The sequence below is a fragment of the Streptomyces sp. WZ-12 genome (assembly GCF_028898845.1).
Taxonomy (GTDB): domain Bacteria; phylum Actinomycetota; class Actinomycetes; order Streptomycetales; family Streptomycetaceae; genus Streptomyces.
Genome location: NZ_CP118574.1, coordinates 7,890,010 through 7,909,048, shown reverse-complemented (window position 1 = coordinate 7,909,048; position 19,039 = coordinate 7,890,010). Strand labels below are relative to the sequence as shown.

Below are 19,039 nucleotides of genomic sequence, written 5' to 3'. Positions count from 1 at the left end.
CGCACTCCCGCCGTTCCCTTCGCTACGCCTCGTCCCCCTCCGCCCCCGTTTCTGCGGCCTCCTCGAACGCTGCGAGCAGCTCCGGGGACCAGGTGAGGCTCCCGTCCCGCAGGTCGTCGATCACCCCGCGCAGCCAGCGTTCCTCGGTGCCGAGGACGGCGAGCAGGTATTCGTTCTCGATCAGCGTGATCCGCGGGAGGCCGGCCGGGGTTGCGGCGTTCTGGCGCTCCAACTCGGCGCGTTGGGCCGTGATGTGCTCCAGTCGCCGTTCCAGGATCGGCGTCACCTCGTCCGGGGTGAGCATCAGCATGTTGGACAGCGCCACCGGGAACACCGGGAACTCCGCCTTGGGGACGGCCAACATCTGCTCCAGCCACTCGCGGGTGACCGCCCGGCCCTCGTCGGTGACCTCGTAGACGGTCCGCTCGGGGTACTGCTGGTCCCGCACGGTGTGCCGGACGGTGATCAGCCCGCCGGCCTGTAGCCGCTCGATGGTGCGGTAAAGCCCGGCCCGCTGGCCGACGTTGACCACCTGTTCCTTGCCCCACCGTTTGAGCAGTTGCTGGATGCCGTACGGGTGCAGCGGTCGGTGGTGCAGCAGGACCAGCACGGTCAGGCCGAGCGGTGAGCTCTTCACGGGGGCGGTCATGCGGATCATCGTAGTCAACACGCGAACTAGTTGCATGGAGACTAGTTTCTTTGCAACTATGAGCAGGCGCGCACGACGGCACGCAGCTCCGGCACGTCCGGACGATCGATCCAGACGCTCCACCTGGGAGGGGCCATGAACAGCAACAGCGGCAGCGGAAACGGCGGCAACGCCGTGGGGATACGGACCGCGCTCGTCATCGGGGGCGGCGTGGCGGGGCCGGTGACGGCGCTCGCGCTGCGCAGGGCCGGCATCGCGGCGACGGTCTACGAGGCGTACCCGACCGCGGCGGACGGGATCGGTGCCTGGCTCGGCCTGGCGCCCAACGGACTGGCGGCGCTGGCGACGGTCGGCGCCGATGCTGCGGTGCGGGCGATCGGAGCGCCGATGCCCGGCTCGGTGATGGCGGACGGCGACGGGAACCACTTCGCCAGGTTCGACGGCTTCCCCGAACTGCCGCCCACGATGGCGATGCCCCGCGATCGACTGTTCCGGGCACTGACCGACCACGCGGCCGCCGAGGGCGTCCCGTTCGTCTACGGGAAGCGCCTGGTGGACGCCGAGGAGACGGCCGACGGCGTCACCGCACGGTTCGCCGACGGCACCACCGCGACCGCCGACCTGCTGATCGGCGCCGACGGCATCCGCTCCACCGTCCGTACCGTGATCGACCCCCAGGCACCCGCGCCCGAGTACGGCGGCGTGCTGAGCTTCGGCGGCTACGCGGCGATGGACCGCGGCCTCGAAGCGGAGCTCAAGCCCGAACCGGGCGCCATGTACTTCACGTTCGGCCGCGCCTTCATGGGCTACTGGCAGGGCCCGGACGGGCAGTTGATCTGGTTCGCCGGGCTGCCGGCGGACACCCCGTCGAGCCAGGCAGAGTTGGCCCGGGTGCCCGCCGCCGAGTGGTTGGGCAAGCTGCGTGAGCTGTACGCCGGGCACGTCCCGGGCGAGCACGTGCTGCGGCACACCGCTCCCGATGCGCTCATGGTGGTCGGTCAGATGGAGCGGATGCCGTCCGTTCCGCACTGGCACCGCGGGCGGATGGTGCTGGTCGGCGACTCGGTGCACGCGCCGTCCTCCAGCTCCGGACAGGGCGCCTCGCTCGCCATCGAGAGCGCGGTCGAGCTGGGCCGCTGCCTGCGCGATCTCCCCAGTCACGGCGAGGCGTTCGCCGCCTACGAGGCGCTGCGCCGGCCGCGTGTGGAGGCCATCGGCCTGAACGCCGCGGCCGTCAACGAGGTCAAGGCGGGCAAGAGCACCTTGACCAGGCCGTCGTTCCCGGCGCCCGAGGAGATGTTCCGCCCACTCCACTTCCACCGGATCGACTGGGCACAGAGCGTGCAGGAGACGCTGCGGGGCCCGGCCGGCGCGTAGGCGCGGGGCTGCGGTGGGGCGCCGCCCCGCCAGGCAACGTCCCCGAAACCCTGACGCACCGTCATGCCCCCGCCGATCACGCCCCCGTAGCGGTCGCGACAACCGCCGCGACCGCGTCGAGGCAGGCGCGGATCGGTGGGCTCTCGGCGCGGGTGAGCCATGCGGCACGGATGTCGCGGCGGAGGGTCGGCCGGGTGGGGAGGAAGCGCACGCCGGCCGGCGCGAGGTGACGCGACATGGCGGGGATGAAACTGGCCGTCACATTACGTGCAACGAGCGCGAGTTGGGTGACGTGGTCGGCGAGCAGGTAGCGGATGTCGGGTTCGAGACCGCGGGTGCGGAAGGTCTGGAGGAGGGCCTCGTGGGGCTCCGTCCCGGGCGGGCAACAGGCCCATGCGGTGTCCGCCAGGCCGTCGAGGTCCGCGTCCAGGTCGAGGGTGGTGCGGTCGGCGAGCGGGTGGTGCGCGGAGAGGGCGACGTAGACCTCTTCGCTGATGAGGGTGCGAAGCGTGACGCCCTCCGGGACCGCGAGCGGGTGGGTCGGCCAGCTCTCGACGAGGAGGAGGTCCAGCTCGTCGTCGAGGAGGCGCGGCAGCAGTTCGTTGGCCTCGCCGTCGACGATCGTGGGGGCGAGGCGGGGGTGTTCGGCGGTGAGGGTGGCGAGCGCGTCGGGCAACAGGGTGCGCACCGCACTGCCGACGCCGCCGATCCGGAGCGGGCCCAGGACGTCGTTGCCGAGGTCGGCCAAGTCGGCCTGGGCGACGGCGAGTTGGTCGAGGAGGCGGTCGGCGTGGGTGGCCAGGACGCGACCGGCGTGGGTCAGGCGGACGCTGCGGCCGTACGGCTGGAGGAGGGGGTGCCCCGCCTCGCGCTCCAGTTTGGCCAGTTGCTGGGAGACGCCGGAGGGCGTCATGTGCAAAGTGCGGGCTGCCTGGGCGATCGATCCGTGGGCGGCGACGGCGGCGAGCGCGCGGAGCCGGTCAATGCTGAACACATGACGGATGCTACCGATTATTGGGCTTGAATCGTCACTTTTTGTTTACGGTCCGGCCGGGCACAGTGGGCTCCATGACGTACCGAGACGAGCCGTTGGCTTCGGGAGAGACCGCGTCGGACGTGCGGGCACGACCCTCCGCCGGCGCTTCCGACCGGCCCTCGCCGCTCGCCCGCACGGGCAACCCCCTCCTGCTGGCCCTCGCGGGATCGGCGTGCATCTCCGCCTCGGCCGTCCTGATGAAACTCTCCGGGACGAACGCGGGCACGGCGGCGTTCCTCCGCTGCGCGTTGGCACTGTTCCTGCTGGTCCCGCTCGCCTGGCGGGAGGTGCGGCGGGTCGGCGCCCGGCCGTGGCGCTACCAGGTGATGGACCTCGGCGCCGGGGTGCTGCTCGGCATCGACATGGTGTTCTGGGCGGCCAGCGTGCTCACCGTGGGCGCCTCGGTCTCCACCGTGCTGCTCAACGTCCAGGTGGTGGTCTTCCCGCTGCTCGCCCGGCTGGTGTCCGGGACGCGGCTGACCCGGCGGTTCGTGCTGCTGATCCCGCTGATGCTGGCCGGGGTGGCGCTGGCGAGCGGGGCGATCGGCAACCCCCAGCCGGGCAGCGATCCGGTGGCCGGGGTGACGTTCGGAACGGCGGCCGGGGTGGCGTACGCGGGATACCTGTTCCTGATGCGACTGGGCGGCGGGCGGGCGCACACCGTCACCCCGGTGTGCGTCTCCACCGCGGCGGCCGCCGGCACGGCCGCGGTGTTGGGCGGCCTGTGGACCGGCATCGACCTCAACCCGGGCTGGCCGGCGTGGGGTTGGCTGATCACCCTCGCCGTCGTCGGGCAGGTGGTTGCCTGGCTCCTGATCACCGCCGCGTTGCCGAAGCTGGCGCCGAACGTCGGTGCCGCGCTGTTGCTGTTGCAGCCGGTGATGGCGTTCGGGCTCGGCGTCGCGATCGGCGAACGCCCGACCGTCACCCAGGCATTGGGCTGCGCGCTGGTGATCGTCACCGTCTGGCACAGCAGCCGGCCGCCGCGGAGGCGGCGCACCTGACGGCGGGGCACGGACCGGTACGTGGGCAGTTGTCCACCGCCCCGTCGGACACAACGCCCGGCCCCCGCCTCGCGATACGGTCACGACATGACTGATTCCTCCGACCCTGCGCCCCGCCTGACCACGCCGTCCTTCCTCGTGCTCGGCTTCGTCGACCAGTTGGGCGAGGCCAGTCCGTACGACGTGAAGGTCGAGGCCGCCCGCACGGTGGCCCCGTTCTGGTCGATGCCGCACGCGCAGGTCTACGCGCAGTGCGACCGGCTGGTCGAGGCGGGCCTGCTGTCGGAGTCCCGGCAGTCGGGCGGGCGCAACCGCCGCCTGCTGAGGCTGACTTCGGCCGGGAAGGCGGCGCTGGAGGAGTGGTTGGCCGACTCGACCGTCGCGCCCGTCGAGGCCCGCGAGCGCGGCGTCCTGAAGCTGTGGTTCGGCGGCCTCCCCGAGGTCCACTCTCCCACGCAGATCGCCGAACATCGCCGGACGCTCGCCGAGTACGAGGAACTCGCGGAAACCCTCGGGGACTTGCTGACCCGCGGACAACGCGAGGCACTGGAGTTCGGCATTCGGTACGAGCGGATGACGATCGACTTCTGGCAGTGGGTGGAACAACGGGGCGAATGATCCCCGCCCCTGCCGCACGACCATTGACCGCGCCAAGGATCACCCCTACCTTCTCAACAGTCCAGTGAGGACTATCCAGCGCAGGTCGCAGTCGTCCGTCAGGCAGCTCACCGATCCAGCCGGACGGCGGCCGGACCGGGCCGGGGCCGCGATCCAGGGAGCCGCCATGAACCGTACGGGTAGGGCCACTTGGCGCCGCGCGGCCACCATCACCGTGGTCCTCGTCTGCGTGGGATACGCCCCGATCGCGATGACCGAACTGTGGCCGTACGCGCACCGCGGCGCCCCCGCACTCGGTGAATGGCTACTGGGACGGGCGGTGTCGCCGCGCTATGTCGCCGACGCCCTGGCCACCCGCATCGGACCCTACGCCCGCAGCCTCACCCCGATGATCCTCCATACGGTGCTGGGTGGCCTGTTGATGCTGCTCGGACCGGTCCAACTGCTCTCCGCACTACGACGGCGCAGGCGACTGCACCGCGCCGTGGGCGTGGTGTTCGCGCTGACCGTCTACGCCTCGATGGCGGGCGCCGCGGTCTACCTCGCCCGGACCGCGCCGGCCGATGCCTTCAGCGGCCCGGCGTTCTGGATCGTGCTCGCCACGATCCTGGTCGGCACGGTCGCCAGCACCACGTTCGGCATCCTCGCCGCCGTCACCAACTACCCCGAACTGCACCAGCGTTGGCTACTGCTGTGCTACGCCTACCTGATGACGGCGCCGCTGCTGCGCCTCGAATGGAGCGCACTCCCCGCGCTGCTGCCCGGCCTGTCCATGGCCGACATCAACCGCGTCGCCGTCATGCACCTCGGATCGGTCGTCGTCTTCGGGGCGCTGCTCGCCTCCCGCGCGTTGGACTCCCGCGACCGGCTCCCCGGTGTGCGCGGCACATGGGTACCCGCGCCCGTGCTCATCGCGGCCCATGCGGCCGGCGCACCGGCCCTCGCCTGGATCATCGCGTCCTACCTGGGCCGGGGCCCGACCGGCCACCGCCTGCTCGCGGCCTATCTGCTCCCCTTCGCCGCGAGCTACGCCGTCATGTTCCTCGGCCAACGGCGCGCGGGCCGCAACGGCCGGAGTTGGGCCCGCGAGGAGTGGCGACTGCACCTGGTCGGCCTGTGCCTGGCGCCCGTCCTCTCGGTCGGCGCGGGGCTGCTGTTGGAGCGCTACGGCGGACTGGACCGGGGCACCGCCTGGGACGCGGGCCTCGCCATCGGCTGCGGGATGTTGGCCTTCGAGGCGACGACGGTGGTCAGCCTGCGGGTGGTGCGCGGACGCGCGGCGCTCAAGCGGGAGCAGCGGGCCACCACCGCCCCGCGGCCGGCACCCGATCCGGCACCGGCGCAGGGCGCCCCGGCCCGGTGATCGCCCCGATGACGCTACGTCATGGCCGCGTTGGCGTAGTCGGCCGACCGTTTCGTCGAAGTACGTCGGCTCGATGAGATCGGCTTCAAGCACATCCGCCTGGACTGGCTGACGCCCACAACCAGGCGGGCGAGCCCGTGACGGACCGGCTTCCGCATCACCGGCATCCGCATCAGGGCGGGCGAGCCCCGGCTCGGTCAGCCGCCGGTGAACCCGGACCCGTGCTCCTCCGCCAGGCGCACGACCTCGTCGGCCAATGGCCGCAACCGCGGCTCCTGGTCCGCCGCTGCCTGGGCCAGGCGCCCGATGTCCGCGACCCAGCCCTCGCCCACGGCGGCCGCCGCGCCCCCGCCCTTGCGGACGTTCGGGTCGCCGCCCGCTTCGTAGGGCACGCCGATGCGGGCGAAGCCGCGGTCGAGCAGGCCGCGGGCCTCGTCGAAGCGGTGCCTGGCCAGGGCCTTGACCGCGCCGACGGAGTTGGCCAGGGCGCTGGCCGGCCGCGACCACTCGCCCTCACGGGCCCGCGCCGCCGGGTTGCCCCGGTCGTAGTCGGTCTCGTCCGCGACGGACTCGGCACGTACGGAGAGGTCGAGCCGCCAGAACAACGGCAGCCGGGCGAAGCGGACGCACACCAGGCGGCGCCGGTCGGAGTGGCGGAGGTCGGGGTCGTAGCGCACCTCGGCCACCGGCCGCACCCGCCCCAGTACGCCCTCCACCCGCGCCAGGCACGCGGCGAACTCCCCGTCCGGGACGACCCATTCCACGTCGATGTCGCTGAAGTCGTCCGCGGTACCCGCCGCCAACGACCCCAGCAGCAACGTCCGCGAACCGGGGCAGTCCCGCTCCAGCGCAACCCGCACCGCATCCACCAGCGCCTGCCGCTGCTCCGCCGCACTCACCATGGCGGGCAGCATAGGCGCGCGACGGTCGGCCGGCCAGCCGGTACACCGTCTGGGGCAACTTCCTTCTCAGGAACCGGAATTGACGATGACGCACCGCCCGACGACGCGCCGCCACGCCGGCTCCCACCCAGCAGACGAGGCCCTAACTGCGCAGCGCCCCGTACACCGACCACACCACCGACACCAGCGGTACCGCGACCACCGCCCCGAGCACCCCGGCCGTAACGCCCCCGCAGACCACCGCCAGCGCCACCACCACCGGGTGCAGGCTCACCGCGCGACTCATCACCAGGGGGTGCAGCACATGCCCTTCGAGTTGGCCGATGACCACGATCAGCAGGATGACGAGCAGCGCCACCAGCGGCCCCTGCGCGGCGAGGGCCACCACCGCGGCCACCGCCAGGGCCACCGGCGAGCCGATCAACGGGACGAACGCGGCGAAGAACTCCAACACCGCCAGCGGCAGGACCAGCGGCACGCCCAAGGCGAACAGCGCCAGCCCGACGAGAACCGCGTTGGTCGCCGCGATCAGCACGATGCCCCGGGTGTAGCCGGTGAAGGTCGTCCACGCCGCGCGACCGGCCGTACGCACCGGGCGACGCCCGCGCTCCGGCAGTTGGCCGCCGAACCACCGCCACATCCGGCTGCCGGAGTGCAGGAAGAAGATCGAGCAGAACACCGCCAGCACCGCCACGGTCAGGGCCTCCGCCAGGCGCCCCACGCCGCTCACCGCGGTGTTGATCAGGCTGGTGCGGTTGCTGGAAACGAAGCGGGAGATCCACGTCTGGACGTGGGCGAGGGTCCCGTGCCTGAGGTGGAACGGCGGCCCTTCGAGCCACCGCTCGATCCTGCTCACCCCGCCCGCGAACACCTGCCGCAACCCGGGCCAGGCCGTGGCCACGTCGGCCCCGAGCAGGCTCAGCACTCCGAACAGCACCACGATCGCGATCAGCAGTGCGGCGGTGACGGCCGCGGAACGCGGCAGCCACCGGTCCAGCAGATCGGTGAGCGGCCCGAGCAGGGCGGTGAGCACCAGGCCGAGGAACACCGCCAGGGTGACGAGGTGGAAGCGCCCCAACACGATGAACACCACGTAGACGGCGGCCCCCACGACCAGCAGCCGCCACCCGTAGGCGGCGGCGACCCGCAGCGGGCGGGGCACGGCGACCGCCTCGCGCGGCCGAAGGCGCGGCGTCCGGCCGGTCCGCCAGCGTCGCCGGCGCGGGACGGGGCGCTGCGCGGCGGCCGCGCGGTCTGGGGACCGGCGGGCCGGACGGGGTGGGTTCGGCACGCTGCGCCGCCACCTCCTCCCGCCCGCGGGCCTCCGCGCCGGCCGTGCCGCCGGCGCTGAAGGGACCGGTATCACCGCCCGGCGCTCACCGAACGCGACCGGCCGGTATTCGCTCAAAGGCACCCGATGGCGGGCGGCTCCAAAGGCTCCCAGGGTCCCGGCTGCGCTGCTCCTCGCGGCCGTGCGGCGGCGCCCGGACCGCGCCGGCCGTCAGCCGTCGCCCCGCCGCTCCGGGGCGTCGTCGGCGGCCACTTGGCGCAGGGTGCGGCCGCTGAGCACGGAACGGGCCCGCCGGGCATCGGGGGTGCCGCGCCCCTCGGCGCGGTCGTCGTTCTCCTTCACCAGCAGCCAGGACTCCCGTTCACCGGAGCCCCGACCACCCCGGAACCGGGTGAGCGCATAGCCGCCGTGCAACTTGCTGCCGTCCAGCCAGAAGGCGATGTGACCGTCGTCGAGCGACTCCCGGAAGGACCGGGAGCGGGACCGGCTCCGGGAGCCTGCCTTCCGCGGGTGCCGCAGCGGGTGGTAACTGCCCTCGTCCCAGACGATCACGGTCCCCGCGCCGTACTCGCCCTCCGGGATGACGCCCTCGAACTCCCGGTATTCCAGCGGGTGGTCCTCGGTGGGCATGGCCAGCCGCTTGTCGTGCGGATCGGTGGACGGGCCCTTGGGGACGGACCAGGACTTCAGCACGCCGTCGACCTCCAGCCGGAAGTCGAAGTGCAGGGTGCTGGCGTCGTGGATCTGGACGACGAAGTGCGGCTCGGCGGCGCCCCCACCGGCCTCACTGACCTTGCCGGGGTCACTGGGACCGCCGTTCCGTTGCCCGCCGCCCGATGACTGCGCGCCGCGCGCCGCGCGTTCACGTCCACGTCCGTCTCCGGCCACGTCGCCCACCTGCCTTCCATGGCGAGGAGGATCGGTTGTTGGCTTCGAGGCTGGTGACGGGCTTCCCGGTATCCGCCGCCCCCGCCCCGGCCCTCCCCCTCACTCTGGCCCGCCGCAGCACCGGCCGCATGCGCGGACGCACCGGACCGACCGGCCGCGACACCGCACCCACTCCCGTTTGGTTGCCGATACGCCACCCGAGGCACACAGTGAAAGGGAAGCACGTAGGAAGCAAGACAAGCATCGGAACGAGCTCGGAGCGCATCGTGGTCGTTCTCGGAATTATTCTGCTCATCATCGGCCTGGTCACCGGCATCTCCGTGCTGTGGACCATCGGCATCATCCTCGCCGTCATCGGAGCCGTCCTCTGGCTGCTCGGCACGGTGGGGCATGCGGTCGGCGGACGACGGCACTACTGGTAGCAGCGACCCGACGGACCGCACTGGTTGTCCTGGCGGCACAGCCCGGCCTTCTCGCTACCCGCGCGCACGGCCGCGCCCGGCGCCTGAGCGCGCGCGGCGACGCGCGCACGCAACAGCCGCCTGAGCTACCCGTCGTCGCGGCCCTCCCCTGCCGCTACCCCCGGGGCATGTCCCCGCCTCCGGGCTCAAGTTCCCCAAGTCCCAAGTGTCCCTGCCGCGGGAAACACCCCGAAACGGCTCGTTCCTGCGCGGGTGGGCCCAGGCACCGGCTTAGCATCACCGGCACACGGCGACACCCCACAGACACCCCGGCACCGCACAGCGAGGCGCCCGGACCCGATCAGGAGGCGGTATGAGCGCGGAAGCGGGCCACGGCCGGACGTACACCATCCAGCCCGCCGGCGGAACCGAGCAGCACGCCGGTCACCACCAGACCTTCCCCCACCCGCTCAAGGCCCGGGTCGTCGACAGTCAGAACCAGAAGCCGGTGGCGGAAGTCCCGGTCACCTTCGCCTGGGACTCGATGAGCCAGCAGGCCCTGTTCGAGGACGGCGGGAGCGGCGAGCCCACCGTGACGGTCCTGACCGACCCTCAGGGATACGCGGAGACCCCCCGACTGATCGCCGGCGACGCCGCCGGCACCGCGACCTTCACCGTCACCGCACCCGGCGCTCGCCCGGCCCACATCGAGATCACGGTCAACCACTGAGCGACCGCCCCGGCCACCAACAGCACCAACGGCCCTGCCGACGGCCTCAGTTCACCCCTTCTCCACCTCATCGCTCAACGTCCAAAGATCGGTGTTGGCTCCGCACAGCACGATGCCGGTCGTCCCCGATCCCCCAGGCACCCCGCCCCCACGCGGCGGCCAGTCATCCGAAGCCGCACCCACACCCGTCTCACCGTGCCGGCCCGTCTGCCAGGCACGGTAGGCGGCCAGCGCGGTGGCCGCGGCGTGTTCGACGGCGAGGCGGTGTTCGACCCACAGCATCCGGCGGGCACCGACGATCTCGGAGTCCGGCACGGTCACGCAACAGACGCCGTCCTGCTGGGCGGCGTGCAGGGCGAGCGCGGAGGCCCGCCGGGCGCCCAGGGAGTCCGCGGCCACCGAATCCACCGTGACATCGACCGGATGCCCGGCCCGCACGGCCGCGTTCAACGCGCGGCACCGCTCCGGCTCAGCGGCGATGACGCGGATGCCGTGGTGCCGGGCGGCGGCCGCCACACCCGCGAACAGCCCGCCACCACCGACCGCGACGACGACGGTGTCCAGGTCGGGCACCCGGGCTCGGAACTCCTCCAGCACCGTTCCGGCGCCGGCGGCGATCAGCGGGTTGTCGTAGGCGTGCGAGGCGAGCGCACCGGTCTCGGCGACGAACTCCCGGCAGGCCGCCAGGGCTTCCGCGTACTCCTCCCCCACCAACCGCACATCGGCCCCGTACGCACCCAGCCGCGCCACCTTCACCTCGGGCGCGGTCTCGGGCAGGAAGATGGTTGCCGGAACGCCCTGTTGCTGCGCGGCCCAGGCACAGGCAAGCCCGGCATTGCCACCGGAGGCGATGGTGACGCCGGCGTCCGGCAGTGACCCGTCCGCGCGGTGCGCCTCGATGAAGTTCCGCGCCCCGCGCGCCTTGAACGACCCGGTGAACTGCAGGTGTTCCAACCCCAACCACACGGCCCCGGAACCGCCCGACGGCGCCACATCGAACGGCGCGACCGCCAACGGCCGCACCTGCCCGGCGATCCGCCCCGCCGCAGCCGTCACATCGCCGTACTCCAGATACTCCCTCATGGCCCTTCCTCCAACGCCCCGCACATCGCGCCCCGGCAAGCACCCGGCCCCTACTCAACGTTGGGCCACTCACCGATGTCTGTCCATCTGCCTGTCCGCCCCCACCCTACGCAGCGCCGAGCTCTGACCAACCTCACCGAACACCAACAGCCGGTCCAGAAAGGCAAGACCCAGCCTGAGCATCAGACTGGACTTCCGCCTCGCAGGGACATGGTGTGAGTGTGTGTGACTGCTGCCTAACTGGTTGCGGGCCAGCGACACCGCCGCCGGTCGGTCCCACACAAGGTGGACCACGGTCGTCAACACAACGGCGAGGGCGGCGAACGCGACGCACAGCGCGACGTTGCGGCGTCCCGCGTGGCGCAGGCCGACCCCCTCGGCGAAGGCACCGCCCCGGTCGATGCCGTGCAGAAGCAGGGCAACGAGCGGCACTCCCAGGATTTGCGTGACCAAGAGCTGCCCGGAGGATCCGACGACGGTCGGGACGGAGATGCCTTCCTGCCGCACCAAGATACCCACGACGTACGCGACGACAGTGGTCGCCTTGACTGACGTTCACCCCTCCTCGATCCAGAGCGCTCCAACCGCTACGAGTCCCCCGAACCCCCACCACACCACCAGCCGGCCAGGATGATCGAAAGCAGGCGTGCCCCGCGTGGGGTTGCGGGGCAGAGCGGAGGCCGCTCGGAACGCACTTTCGGTACCTCTTCCCCCTCTCCTGCTTCCGAGGCCGTGGTCTAGGGTCGTTGGCATGCGTGAGGTGCGGGTGGTCCTCATCGGGGGGACGTCGAACGTCGGCAAGTCGACCGTGGCGCAAGTCGTCGCAGGACGGCTGGGGTTCACGTGCCTGTCGACGGATCGACTGGCCAGGCATCCGGGCCGGCCCTGGCGAACGCCGGAACGACCCGTTCCCGCCCACGTCGCCGAGCACTACACCTCGCTCCCGGTGGCCGAGTTGATCACCTCGGTCCTCGATCACTACGCACGCCTCTGGCCCCGCATCGAGGAACTGGTCACGGCCCGCGCAACCGGGGAGGAGACGGAGCCGGGACTGGTCTTGGAAGGCTCCGCACTGTGGCCCGCCTGGGTCGCCGAACTGTCGGTGCCACACACGGCGGCCGTGTGGCTCACCGCGGATCAGTCCGTCATCCGCACCCGCGTGCACAGCGCGGGACGCTACCCGTCCGCGACGGCCGACGAGCGGCACCTGATGGACAAGTTCCTGGCCCGCACGGAGCGTTACCAGTCACTGATGCTCGCCGACGTACACCGGCTCGGCCTTGACCGCCTCGACGCGGGCGACGGCCGGTCGCCGGAGGAACTCGCCGAGGCGGTACTGCAGATCGCGAACGGCCAGCGCGACGGAGTGGGCCCGACGGCGAACGCCAACCGTCCTTGCTCGCCGGCTGCCGCCGCCCGCACCGCCACTACGAGCGCAAGGCCGAACATTTCCTCGCCTTCACCGCCATCGCCCGCAGCCTCATCTGCCATCGCGGACTCACCAAATGAGACAACCCCCAAAGATCTCCATGATGGGACTATTGGCTGATTTATCCAGCCCGAGGCTCAGCGATTCACGCCGCCACAGCTTCCCCCTCGGCAGGAACCATGCCGGGAAGTCGATTCGTGACGGTGGAGGCAATTACCCCCACCGCGGACTACCTCCGTCAGGGCAGACGGAACAACCGCGAAGGCGAATGATCGACCGGGACACCGGAAAGCGAGCCGCGCGAACGGAGGACCGCACACGAAGTGCATATTCTTCTGACTTATCTGACTTAAGGTCGTGTCGACGAGCAGGAGAAGAACGTGGTGCTCGCCGTCACGCAGGTGTTGATGGCACACCTGAAATGCCCGCAGGCCGTCGCCACCAGACAGGTCATCAAGTCGAACGGGACCGAGAACTCCTCGGGCGGCAGGACCTTCACCGAGCGGTACACCGAGAAGATCCCCGACCAACTGGCTCTCGCCCTCCGCGGTCGTTGTCGGCCGGCCATCTCATTTGCCCAACGAGCGGCCACCCCTGCCTGCGAACCGTTCATGCTGAGCGTTCAACGGTCGGCTCCACAGCCAAAGACGGTAGGCGGCACCGATTTTCGACACGCGCATCATTCGGCGCGCCACTTAGTGGACGCATCACGTTTTACATTAACCTCCAGTAATCGCACCAAACCGAACAATTACTGATCGCATCCCATCGCTCCTCGGAGATGACATGCGCAAACTTCACCACGCCGCCGTCGTCGTAGCCGTCCTCGGAAGCGTCGGCCTCCTCGGCGCCAGCACCGCCTACGCCGATAGCGGGACGGGCAGCAGTTACAACCGCCCGCAGCCAAGCCACAAAAACACTCATCGGCAACAGTCGCGCGGCGGGCATCACCACGGTAATTCGCACGAACGCAAAGTCATCATCCGCCAGAGCACCTCATGCAGGACGTTCGAGGACAACGTCGACGTACTCGGCAGGTTCCGAGCATTCGACGGGTGGGCGGGCCACGCACACAGAAGTGACGACCGGCGGGACTGGCGGCCCATCAGGATCGGCTCTTCCGCAGGGTGCAACAACATCATTCGGCTGTAACGGGCCAACTTGGCGGGGCGGGAGGGTCGGCCGACCCGGCCGCAGGCACCGCCGCGTCGTCGCACTCATAGCCTTCTCGACCACCACGAACGCCAGATGAGTGAGAGAAGGCCGTCAAGAGCGCACCGAAGGACAGGAACCGTCAGTCTTTCAGGGCATCTTGACGAAGGGTCATTGATTTTGATCAACCCACAGGCCGCATAGGGGCGTTGGCTTTCTATACGGCGTGAAGAAGCTCCTGGTAGACGGGTTCACGACCAAGGTCACCCGTACCGCCAGGGGCTTCGTGGCGCTTGCCCATCCCGGCGGGCAAGGAGTGCGTCCGGCCTCCAGGGATGCCGTGGCCGGGACTTTCGCCAGCTCCAGGCAGGGTCATGGAGAGGGGACCACCTGCGCCGACTGCGGCCGGTCGATGCCCTGACTTGCCCAGGTTGCGGGACGGCTCGCGGACAGAGTCCGCCGCTCGTTCACAGCGGCCGCGATCCGGCGCGTTGCCGCGCATCAGTGGCATATTCGCATTAGCCTCTCGTAGCTGTACGCAGTCGCATTATCACGGATTGCATCCATTCGACCACCGGAGACGAAATGCGCAAGCTTCAGAAGACCGCCGTCGTGGCCGTCGTCCTCGGCAGTGTTGGCTTCCTCGGCGCCGGCACCACCTACGCCGACGGCGGTAGGGGCGGTACCGAGTTCGATGTCAGGCAAAGCTCCCAGTGCCGGTCGCACGACGCGAACGTCGATGTCCTCGGCGAGGTCGGGATCCTCAACGGCCTGCTGGGCAACGCGCTCGGCGGCGAGGGCGCCCCGGGTGCACAGAGCACCAAGGTGGGCTCGTCCGTGGGCTGTGACAACAGCTTCGTCTTCAAGGGAGCCGACGAGGGCGGGGGCAGAGGCTCGGAGGGCAAGGAAGGCCGTGGAGGCAAGGAAGGTAACGAAGGCAAGGAGGGTAACGGAGGCGCGGAAGGCCGGGAAGGCGGGGAAGGCCCGGTGCACGCGGTAGGCGGGGACGACCGGGAGTGACTCCGGGGCCCGGTGTCCGTGCCCCAACCAGGGCCGGGACGCTATCGGCCCCATCCGGGCCAGGCCGCGGGAGTCCGTTCGACCCGCAGTCGGAATGAAAGGCCGCTGGCCGGGTTCCTCGGGGAAGCCCGGCCAGCGGCGCGAGTTCGCCGTGGTGTTCGCCCCTTTTTCCGCCCCTGACGTGCGCGGAATCCAGCATCACGCGGGTCAGGTCGATCAGGCCTGCAGCGTGAAGCCGATGCGGGCCGCCTCGTGCAGACGGCCCCACATCCCGGCCCGCGACCGGATCAGGAGCCGGCGGCGGCAGTCGACTTGGAGATTCCGGGGCAGGGCGGCGACGTGAGCCAGGCACAACCGCTGACCAACCACATGGCCGACCGCTGCGAGCAGCTCGACAAGCTGCGGCAGACGGGCAGAGATCATGACCGTGCCGTGCACCTGGTCCACCCTGCATGCACCACGACGGACTGTGCGCGGTGCCGAGCGGGAACCCAGCACGCGCACCACCTCCCGGGCGGGCGTGTGCCTGCACCGCGGGCGGGAGTCGCGTACCTCACGGATCACAACTCCGCCCGGGTGAGGGCGAGTTCGGGCTCGTCGCGTACCCGGCTGACGCTGAGCGTGTACGGTCCGCGCGCCTGCCGGGCCGCAGGGGAGGCGAGTTGGGGAGCCACCCCCTTGCGGGGGTGGCGGGAGTCATCTCTTGGACTTGTAGCCCATGACAGTCATCATCCCCGACTCCGAGTGGTAGAGGTTGTGGCAGTGCAGCATCCACAGGCCGGGATTGTTGGCGTTGAAGTCGATGGATACCTTCTTTTCCGGCAGGACGATCGTGGTGTCCTTGCGGGGGCCGCCGTTGGCCAACGCGAAGGTGTGTCCGTGCAGGTGCATCGGGTGCCACATCGTCGTCTTGTTGTGGAAGGTGATCCGTACCCGCTCCCCTTCCCGTACGGGATACCGCTGTGAATCCGTGTACGGCCGTGAGTTGATCGCCCAGTCCCAGTCCTTCATCGTGCCGGTGAGGTCCATCTTGATGATGCGGTCCGGCTTCCTGTCCGAGAGCCGTACCGATGCCGCGGCCTTGAACTTGCCCGCGCTCAGCCCCCCGCTCCTGAGCTCCGTCGGGCGGATCTTCTCGTTGGGCGCCTCACCGTTTCCGGTCCGCAGGAGGGCCTGTGCGGTCTTGTTGTTGCTGCCCGCGGAGAGCGCGGTGAACGGGAAGACGCCGTCCTTCGCGGTGACCAGGACGTCAAAGCGCTCGCCCATCGCGATGAGCAGGCTGTCCGTCGTCTTGTGCTTCACCGGATAGCCGTCGGTGTGCGTCACGGTCATGTTGTGACCGCCGAGCGCGACGCGGTAGGCGGTGTCGGCGGCCGCGTTGATGATCCGGATCCGGATGCGGTCGCCGGGTTTGGCGCGGAAGGTCTCCCGGTCTCTGGCCACCCGACCGTTGATCAGGTGGAAGGGATGTCCCACGCTGTCTGAGGGGTCGTCGGACATCAGGTGCCTGGTGTGTCCCCGCATCCGGGACGCGAAGGCGGCCGCCGCCTGACTGCCGCTCCTGTGCATGCCGTGGCCGCTGGCCCCGCCGGGCTTGTTCTTGTTCAGCTCGGCCAGCACCGCGTCCGGTGTCAGTCCGTCGACCCCGTCGAGCCAGTCATCGATCAGGACGACCCACTCGTGGTCGTACGAGAGGGGCTCGCGCGGGTCCTCGATGATCAACGGCGCGTACAGTCCGCGGTCGAGTTGGACGCCGACGTGCGGGTGCAGCCAATGCGTCCCGGGCGTGGTGACCGCGAAGTTGTAGTCGAAGGAGTGGCCGGCCTTCACGGTGCGCTGGGTGACGTCGGGGACACCGTCCATGTCGTTGCGGATATGTACCCCGTGCCAGTGGATGGTGGTGGACTGCGGGAGGCGGTTGTGGAAGCTCACGGCGACCTTGTCGCCCGCGTTGACCCGGATCTCCCTGCCCGGCAGCCGGTCGCTGTAGGCCCAGGTGTCGACGATCTGGCCGCCGAAGTCGAACTGGGCCTGGCTGGCGGTCATCGTGAAGCGGCGTACGGGGCCCGCGCCCCGGCGCCTCTCCGTTCTGATGACCTCAGGTCCGTCGGGGGAGACGTAGCGGGACGGAGCGTTGTGGCCGTGGCCGTGGGGTTCTGGTGAGGAGTCAGACGGGTGCGGCGTGCCGTAGGGGCGGTGCCTGCCGTTCATGGTGTCCAGGGCGGTGGCCCCAGTGGCCAGCAGTCCGCTGCCGGCGGCGGCGATACCCGCGCCGAGCAGGGCGCGTCTGGAATGCGTGCGCATAGGAAAAGCACCTCGTGGCGAGTGTGTCGGTGTGATGTGTGGTCGGCGAGGGGGCGCTGCGTGTGCTCCCTGGGGTCTCGGCGGCGGGGCGCGTTCCTCCACGCGCAGCACCGACAGTCGGGCGAGGAGTTTCTGGCGCGGCGGCGGACGTATCGACCACCGTCCGGCCGGCCGGCGGGCGGGGCGGACGACCACCGAGCCGTACTCCCGTCGGGCGGAGTACAGGCCGGCGCCGAAGAGGAGGAGGGGGGCCGGCCTCCAGAAGGAGCGCACGGCCGTACAGACCGAGGAAGGGTTCATAGCGCGGTCGTCGGTGTCCGCGACCGACCAGCCGGCTTCCTGGCGCACCGTCATGCCGTCATGGTCAGACACATCTTGGCGTGTCGTCATGCCGTGATGCACCATCCGTGCCGCGGCCCCGGTGAGGGCTCGCGGTCCGTACCGGCTGTCGGTGTCTCGTGACCGGCGTGTCCGGCCGTGGGACTGACGCCGAACGCCAGCGTCGTCCCGGCCTCGGGGAGGAGCGCCGCGGAGAGCGGCGGCGCTCGACGGGCGGACCAGCGGACCAGCACCGGACCCGCCGACCGCACTGTCCGGGAGCCGGGACGGCGCCGCGGCATCCACCGGACATGCCTGGGTGACGGGCCGGCAGTTCGTGCTCGCCGTATGGGACGTGATGCGTTGACGCGATCTCCTGGCGGGGCGAACGCGGCATCGTCCTCACGCGTCGCACGTCCCGGCATCGAGACCAACGAGCGCCCGGGCCGGCATCACTGGAAGATCAAGCGGTCGATCTCCTGGCTCTTCATTGCCGCCGCCTTGCCGTCCAACACGAGCGGAACGGCACACGATTCTGGGATTCCTCGGCCTCCCAGCGGCACTGAGCTACTTCAGGGGACTGGCCATGGTCACCGCGTGAGACAAGCCCTAAGACCTCGTAAGACCTCGTACTTGTCTGCGCCTCCTGAATGTTGGCATGAAAAACCCCGCCCCTCCTTCAGCGTGAGCGCTGAAAGTTGGGGCGAGGTCGTGGATGCTTTATTAGACTTCGTCCGGAACGGTCTCCGAGTCGTCTTCCTTTCCGTGATTGCCGCCGTGCTCCGAGCCGTCCTTCTTCCCGTGCTCCGAACCGTCCGCCTTACCCGAGCCGTCCTTCTTACCGTGCTCCGAGCCGTCCGCCTTACCCGAGTCGTCCTTCTTACCGTGCTCTGAACCGTCCGCCTTGCCGTGCTCCGACTCGTCCTTCTTACCGTGCTCCGAGCCGTCCGCCTTGCTGCTCTCACCGAAGTTCCAGCGAGGAGAATCATCGGTGTTCACGTTTTGCATGGTCTGGTTGCCGACGCCCATCAGGTCTTCCGCATGCTCGTCGGCGGCGGCGACGCCGGCGGAACCGAGGAGGGCGGCCGAGCACAGGAGTGCAGCGGCGAAAGCAGTGCGCATACGCATGTTTATCTCCGGTGTGTGCTTGATACGACCTTGCGTTCATGCCCTTAATCTCAGGCCGTAGTCCGCGATTCACCCGTTCGCGGGTCCGACTCCACGCCCCAGAACGAAGGCATGGAAAAACTCCCGGACCAACCGTGATGAGTTCTGCGTCTGCTGACTATCCATTGCGCCCGCTACTACGAGCGCGAGGACGACCGCTTCCCCCGTTCATCGACATTGCCGCGCGCCTTATCGGCTATGTCGAATCGCGAGCTGCAACAACGCTATCGAGTTGGTGCGTGATTGAGGCTTCTCCTTGATTGTGGGCACCTGGGGGCTGGGACGTGGGGTTCCGCCAGAGGAAGCA

General features: G+C 70.1%; 17 protein-coding genes and 2 pseudogenes. 9 read left to right on the top strand and 10 right to left on the bottom strand.

What is annotated here, in order from left to right; translation table 11 throughout:
- Nucleotides 1–22 precede the first annotated feature (22 nt).
- Entirely contained in the window at nucleotides 23–649 is a 627-nt protein-coding gene (locus tag PV796_RS34610) for a PadR family transcriptional regulator (RefSeq protein ID WP_274917688.1), read from the bottom strand.
- 135 nt (nucleotides 650–784) lie between these two features.
- On the opposite strand from PV796_RS34610, the gene PV796_RS34605 reads away from it, so the two are divergent.
- Entirely contained in the window at nucleotides 785–2,026 is a 1,242-nt protein-coding gene (locus tag PV796_RS34605; protein WP_274917687.1) for an FAD-dependent monooxygenase, read from the top strand.
- Between the two features lie 76 nt (nucleotides 2,027–2,102).
- Here PV796_RS34605 and PV796_RS34600 read toward each other — a convergent pair whose 3' ends face one another.
- Nucleotides 2,103–3,020 carry a LysR family transcriptional regulator gene (locus PV796_RS34600; RefSeq protein ID WP_274917686.1) on the bottom strand — a complete coding sequence of 306 codons (918 nt, stop codon included), beginning with the start codon at nucleotides 3,018–3,020 and terminating at the stop codon, nucleotides 2,103–2,105.
- 74 nt (nucleotides 3,021–3,094) lie between these two features.
- Between PV796_RS34600 and PV796_RS34595 the strand changes: the two genes are divergently transcribed.
- From PV796_RS34595 to PV796_RS34585, 3 genes are all read left to right on the top strand, one after another.
- Nucleotides 3,095–4,066, top strand: coding sequence for a DMT family transporter (locus PV796_RS34595; RefSeq protein ID WP_274917685.1), 972 nt, complete (start codon nucleotides 3,095–3,097; stop codon nucleotides 4,064–4,066).
- 87 nt (nucleotides 4,067–4,153) lie between these two features.
- Nucleotides 4,154–4,684 carry a PadR family transcriptional regulator gene (locus PV796_RS34590; RefSeq protein ID WP_274917684.1) on the top strand — a complete coding sequence of 177 codons (531 nt, stop codon included), beginning with the start codon at nucleotides 4,154–4,156 and terminating at the stop codon, nucleotides 4,682–4,684.
- A gap of 166 nt (nucleotides 4,685–4,850) precedes the next feature.
- A complete protein-coding gene (locus tag PV796_RS34585) occupies nucleotides 4,851–6,047 on the top strand; it encodes a DUF2306 domain-containing protein (RefSeq protein WP_274917683.1) in 1,197 nt (398 codons plus the stop codon).
- A 197-nt stretch (nucleotides 6,048–6,244) separates the two neighbouring features.
- On the opposite strand, the gene PV796_RS34580 is transcribed toward PV796_RS34585, so the two are convergent.
- The 3 genes from PV796_RS34580 to PV796_RS34570 form a co-directional block, all read right to left on the bottom strand.
- Nucleotides 6,245–6,949, bottom strand: coding sequence for a hypothetical protein (locus tag PV796_RS34580; RefSeq protein WP_274917682.1), 705 nt, complete (start codon nucleotides 6,947–6,949; stop codon nucleotides 6,245–6,247).
- 142 nt (nucleotides 6,950–7,091) lie between these two features.
- Nucleotides 7,092–8,111, bottom strand: a complete 1,020-nt coding sequence (locus tag PV796_RS34575) for an AI-2E family transporter (RefSeq protein ID WP_274919351.1) — start codon at nucleotides 8,109–8,111, stop codon at nucleotides 7,092–7,094.
- Between the two features lie 339 nt (nucleotides 8,112–8,450).
- Entirely contained in the window at nucleotides 8,451–9,128 is a 678-nt protein-coding gene (locus tag PV796_RS34570; RefSeq protein WP_274917681.1) for a DNA polymerase ligase N-terminal domain-containing protein, read from the bottom strand.
- 266 nt (nucleotides 9,129–9,394) lie between these two features.
- Between PV796_RS34570 and PV796_RS34565 the strand changes: the two genes are divergently transcribed.
- Together PV796_RS34565 and PV796_RS34560 are read left to right on the top strand one after the other, a co-directional pair.
- Entirely contained in the window at nucleotides 9,395–9,550 is a 156-nt protein-coding gene (locus PV796_RS34565; RefSeq protein WP_274917680.1) for a DUF6131 family protein, read from the top strand.
- Nucleotides 9,551–9,902: 352 nt separating this feature from the next.
- Nucleotides 9,903–10,259, top strand: a complete 357-nt coding sequence (locus tag PV796_RS34560) for an Ig domain-containing protein (RefSeq protein WP_274917679.1) — start codon at nucleotides 9,903–9,905, stop codon at nucleotides 10,257–10,259.
- A 51-nt stretch (nucleotides 10,260–10,310) separates the two neighbouring features.
- On the opposite strand, the gene PV796_RS34555 is transcribed toward PV796_RS34560, so the two are convergent.
- Together PV796_RS34555 and PV796_RS34550 are read right to left on the bottom strand one after the other, a co-directional pair.
- Nucleotides 10,311–11,342 carry a serine/threonine dehydratase gene (locus PV796_RS34555; RefSeq protein ID WP_274917678.1) on the bottom strand — a complete coding sequence of 344 codons (1,032 nt, stop codon included), beginning with the start codon at nucleotides 11,340–11,342 and terminating at the stop codon, nucleotides 10,311–10,313.
- A 69-nt stretch (nucleotides 11,343–11,411) separates the two neighbouring features.
- Entirely contained in the window at nucleotides 11,412–11,852 is a 441-nt protein-coding gene (locus tag PV796_RS34550) for a hypothetical protein (protein ID WP_274917677.1), read from the bottom strand.
- Nucleotides 11,853–12,722: 870 nt separating this feature from the next.
- Between PV796_RS34550 and PV796_RS42470 the strand changes: the two are divergent.
- The 3 genes and pseudogenes from PV796_RS42470 to PV796_RS34535 all read left to right on the top strand — a co-directional run.
- Nucleotides 12,723–12,851 (top strand): annotated as a pseudogene (locus PV796_RS42470) (IS5/IS1182 family transposase); the annotation flags it as partial.
- A 300-nt stretch (nucleotides 12,852–13,151) separates the two neighbouring features.
- Nucleotides 13,152–13,529 carry a hypothetical protein gene (locus PV796_RS34540; protein ID WP_274917675.1) on the top strand — a complete coding sequence of 126 codons (378 nt, stop codon included), beginning with the start codon at nucleotides 13,152–13,154 and terminating at the stop codon, nucleotides 13,527–13,529.
- Nucleotides 13,530–14,508: 979 nt separating this feature from the next.
- Nucleotides 14,509–14,943, top strand: a complete 435-nt coding sequence (locus tag PV796_RS34535) for a hypothetical protein (RefSeq protein ID WP_274917674.1) — start codon at nucleotides 14,509–14,511, stop codon at nucleotides 14,941–14,943.
- 67 nt (nucleotides 14,944–15,010) lie between these two features.
- Here the strand turns inward: PV796_RS34535 and PV796_RS34530 are convergent.
- The 3 genes and pseudogenes from PV796_RS34530 to PV796_RS34520 form a co-directional block, all read right to left on the bottom strand.
- Nucleotides 15,011–15,308: pseudogene (locus PV796_RS34530) on the bottom strand (IS5/IS1182 family transposase); the annotation flags it as partial.
- A gap of 331 nt (nucleotides 15,309–15,639) precedes the next feature.
- A complete protein-coding gene (locus tag PV796_RS34525; protein WP_274917673.1) occupies nucleotides 15,640–17,247 on the bottom strand; it encodes a multicopper oxidase family protein in 1,608 nt (535 codons plus the stop codon).
- Between the two features lie 1,041 nt (nucleotides 17,248–18,288).
- Complete coding sequence (locus PV796_RS34520; protein ID WP_274917672.1) at nucleotides 18,289–18,687, bottom strand: hypothetical protein; 399 nt, start codon at nucleotides 18,685–18,687, stop codon at nucleotides 18,289–18,291.
- Nucleotides 18,688–19,039: the final 352 nt, after the last annotated feature.

Coding starts and splice junctions, on each gene's coding strand:
- PV796_RS34610 (WP_274917688.1), bottom strand. CDS start 649: ATGACCGCCCCCGTGAAGAGCTCACCGCTCGGCCTGACCGTGCTGGTC.
- PV796_RS34605 (WP_274917687.1), top strand. CDS start 785: ATGAACAGCAACAGCGGCAGCGGAAACGGCGGCAACGCCGTGGGGATA.
- PV796_RS34595 (WP_274917685.1), top strand. CDS start 3,095: ATGACGTACCGAGACGAGCCGTTGGCTTCGGGAGAGACCGCGTCGGAC.
- PV796_RS34590 (WP_274917684.1), top strand. CDS start 4,154: ATGACTGATTCCTCCGACCCTGCGCCCCGCCTGACCACGCCGTCCTTC.
- PV796_RS34585 (WP_274917683.1), top strand. CDS start 4,851: ATGAACCGTACGGGTAGGGCCACTTGGCGCCGCGCGGCCACCATCACC.
- PV796_RS34580 (WP_274917682.1), bottom strand. CDS start 6,949: ATGGTGAGTGCGGCGGAGCAGCGGCAGGCGCTGGTGGATGCGGTGCGG.
- PV796_RS34560 (WP_274917679.1), top strand. CDS start 9,903: ATGAGCGCGGAAGCGGGCCACGGCCGGACGTACACCATCCAGCCCGCC.
- PV796_RS34555 (WP_274917678.1), bottom strand. CDS start 11,342: ATGAGGGAGTATCTGGAGTACGGCGATGTGACGGCTGCGGCGGGGCGG.
- PV796_RS34535 (WP_274917674.1), top strand. CDS start 14,509: ATGCGCAAGCTTCAGAAGACCGCCGTCGTGGCCGTCGTCCTCGGCAGT.
- PV796_RS34525 (WP_274917673.1), bottom strand. CDS start 17,247: ATGCGCACGCATTCCAGACGCGCCCTGCTCGGCGCGGGTATCGCCGCC.
- PV796_RS34520 (WP_274917672.1), bottom strand. CDS start 18,687: ATGCGCACTGCTTTCGCCGCTGCACTCCTGTGCTCGGCCGCCCTCCTC.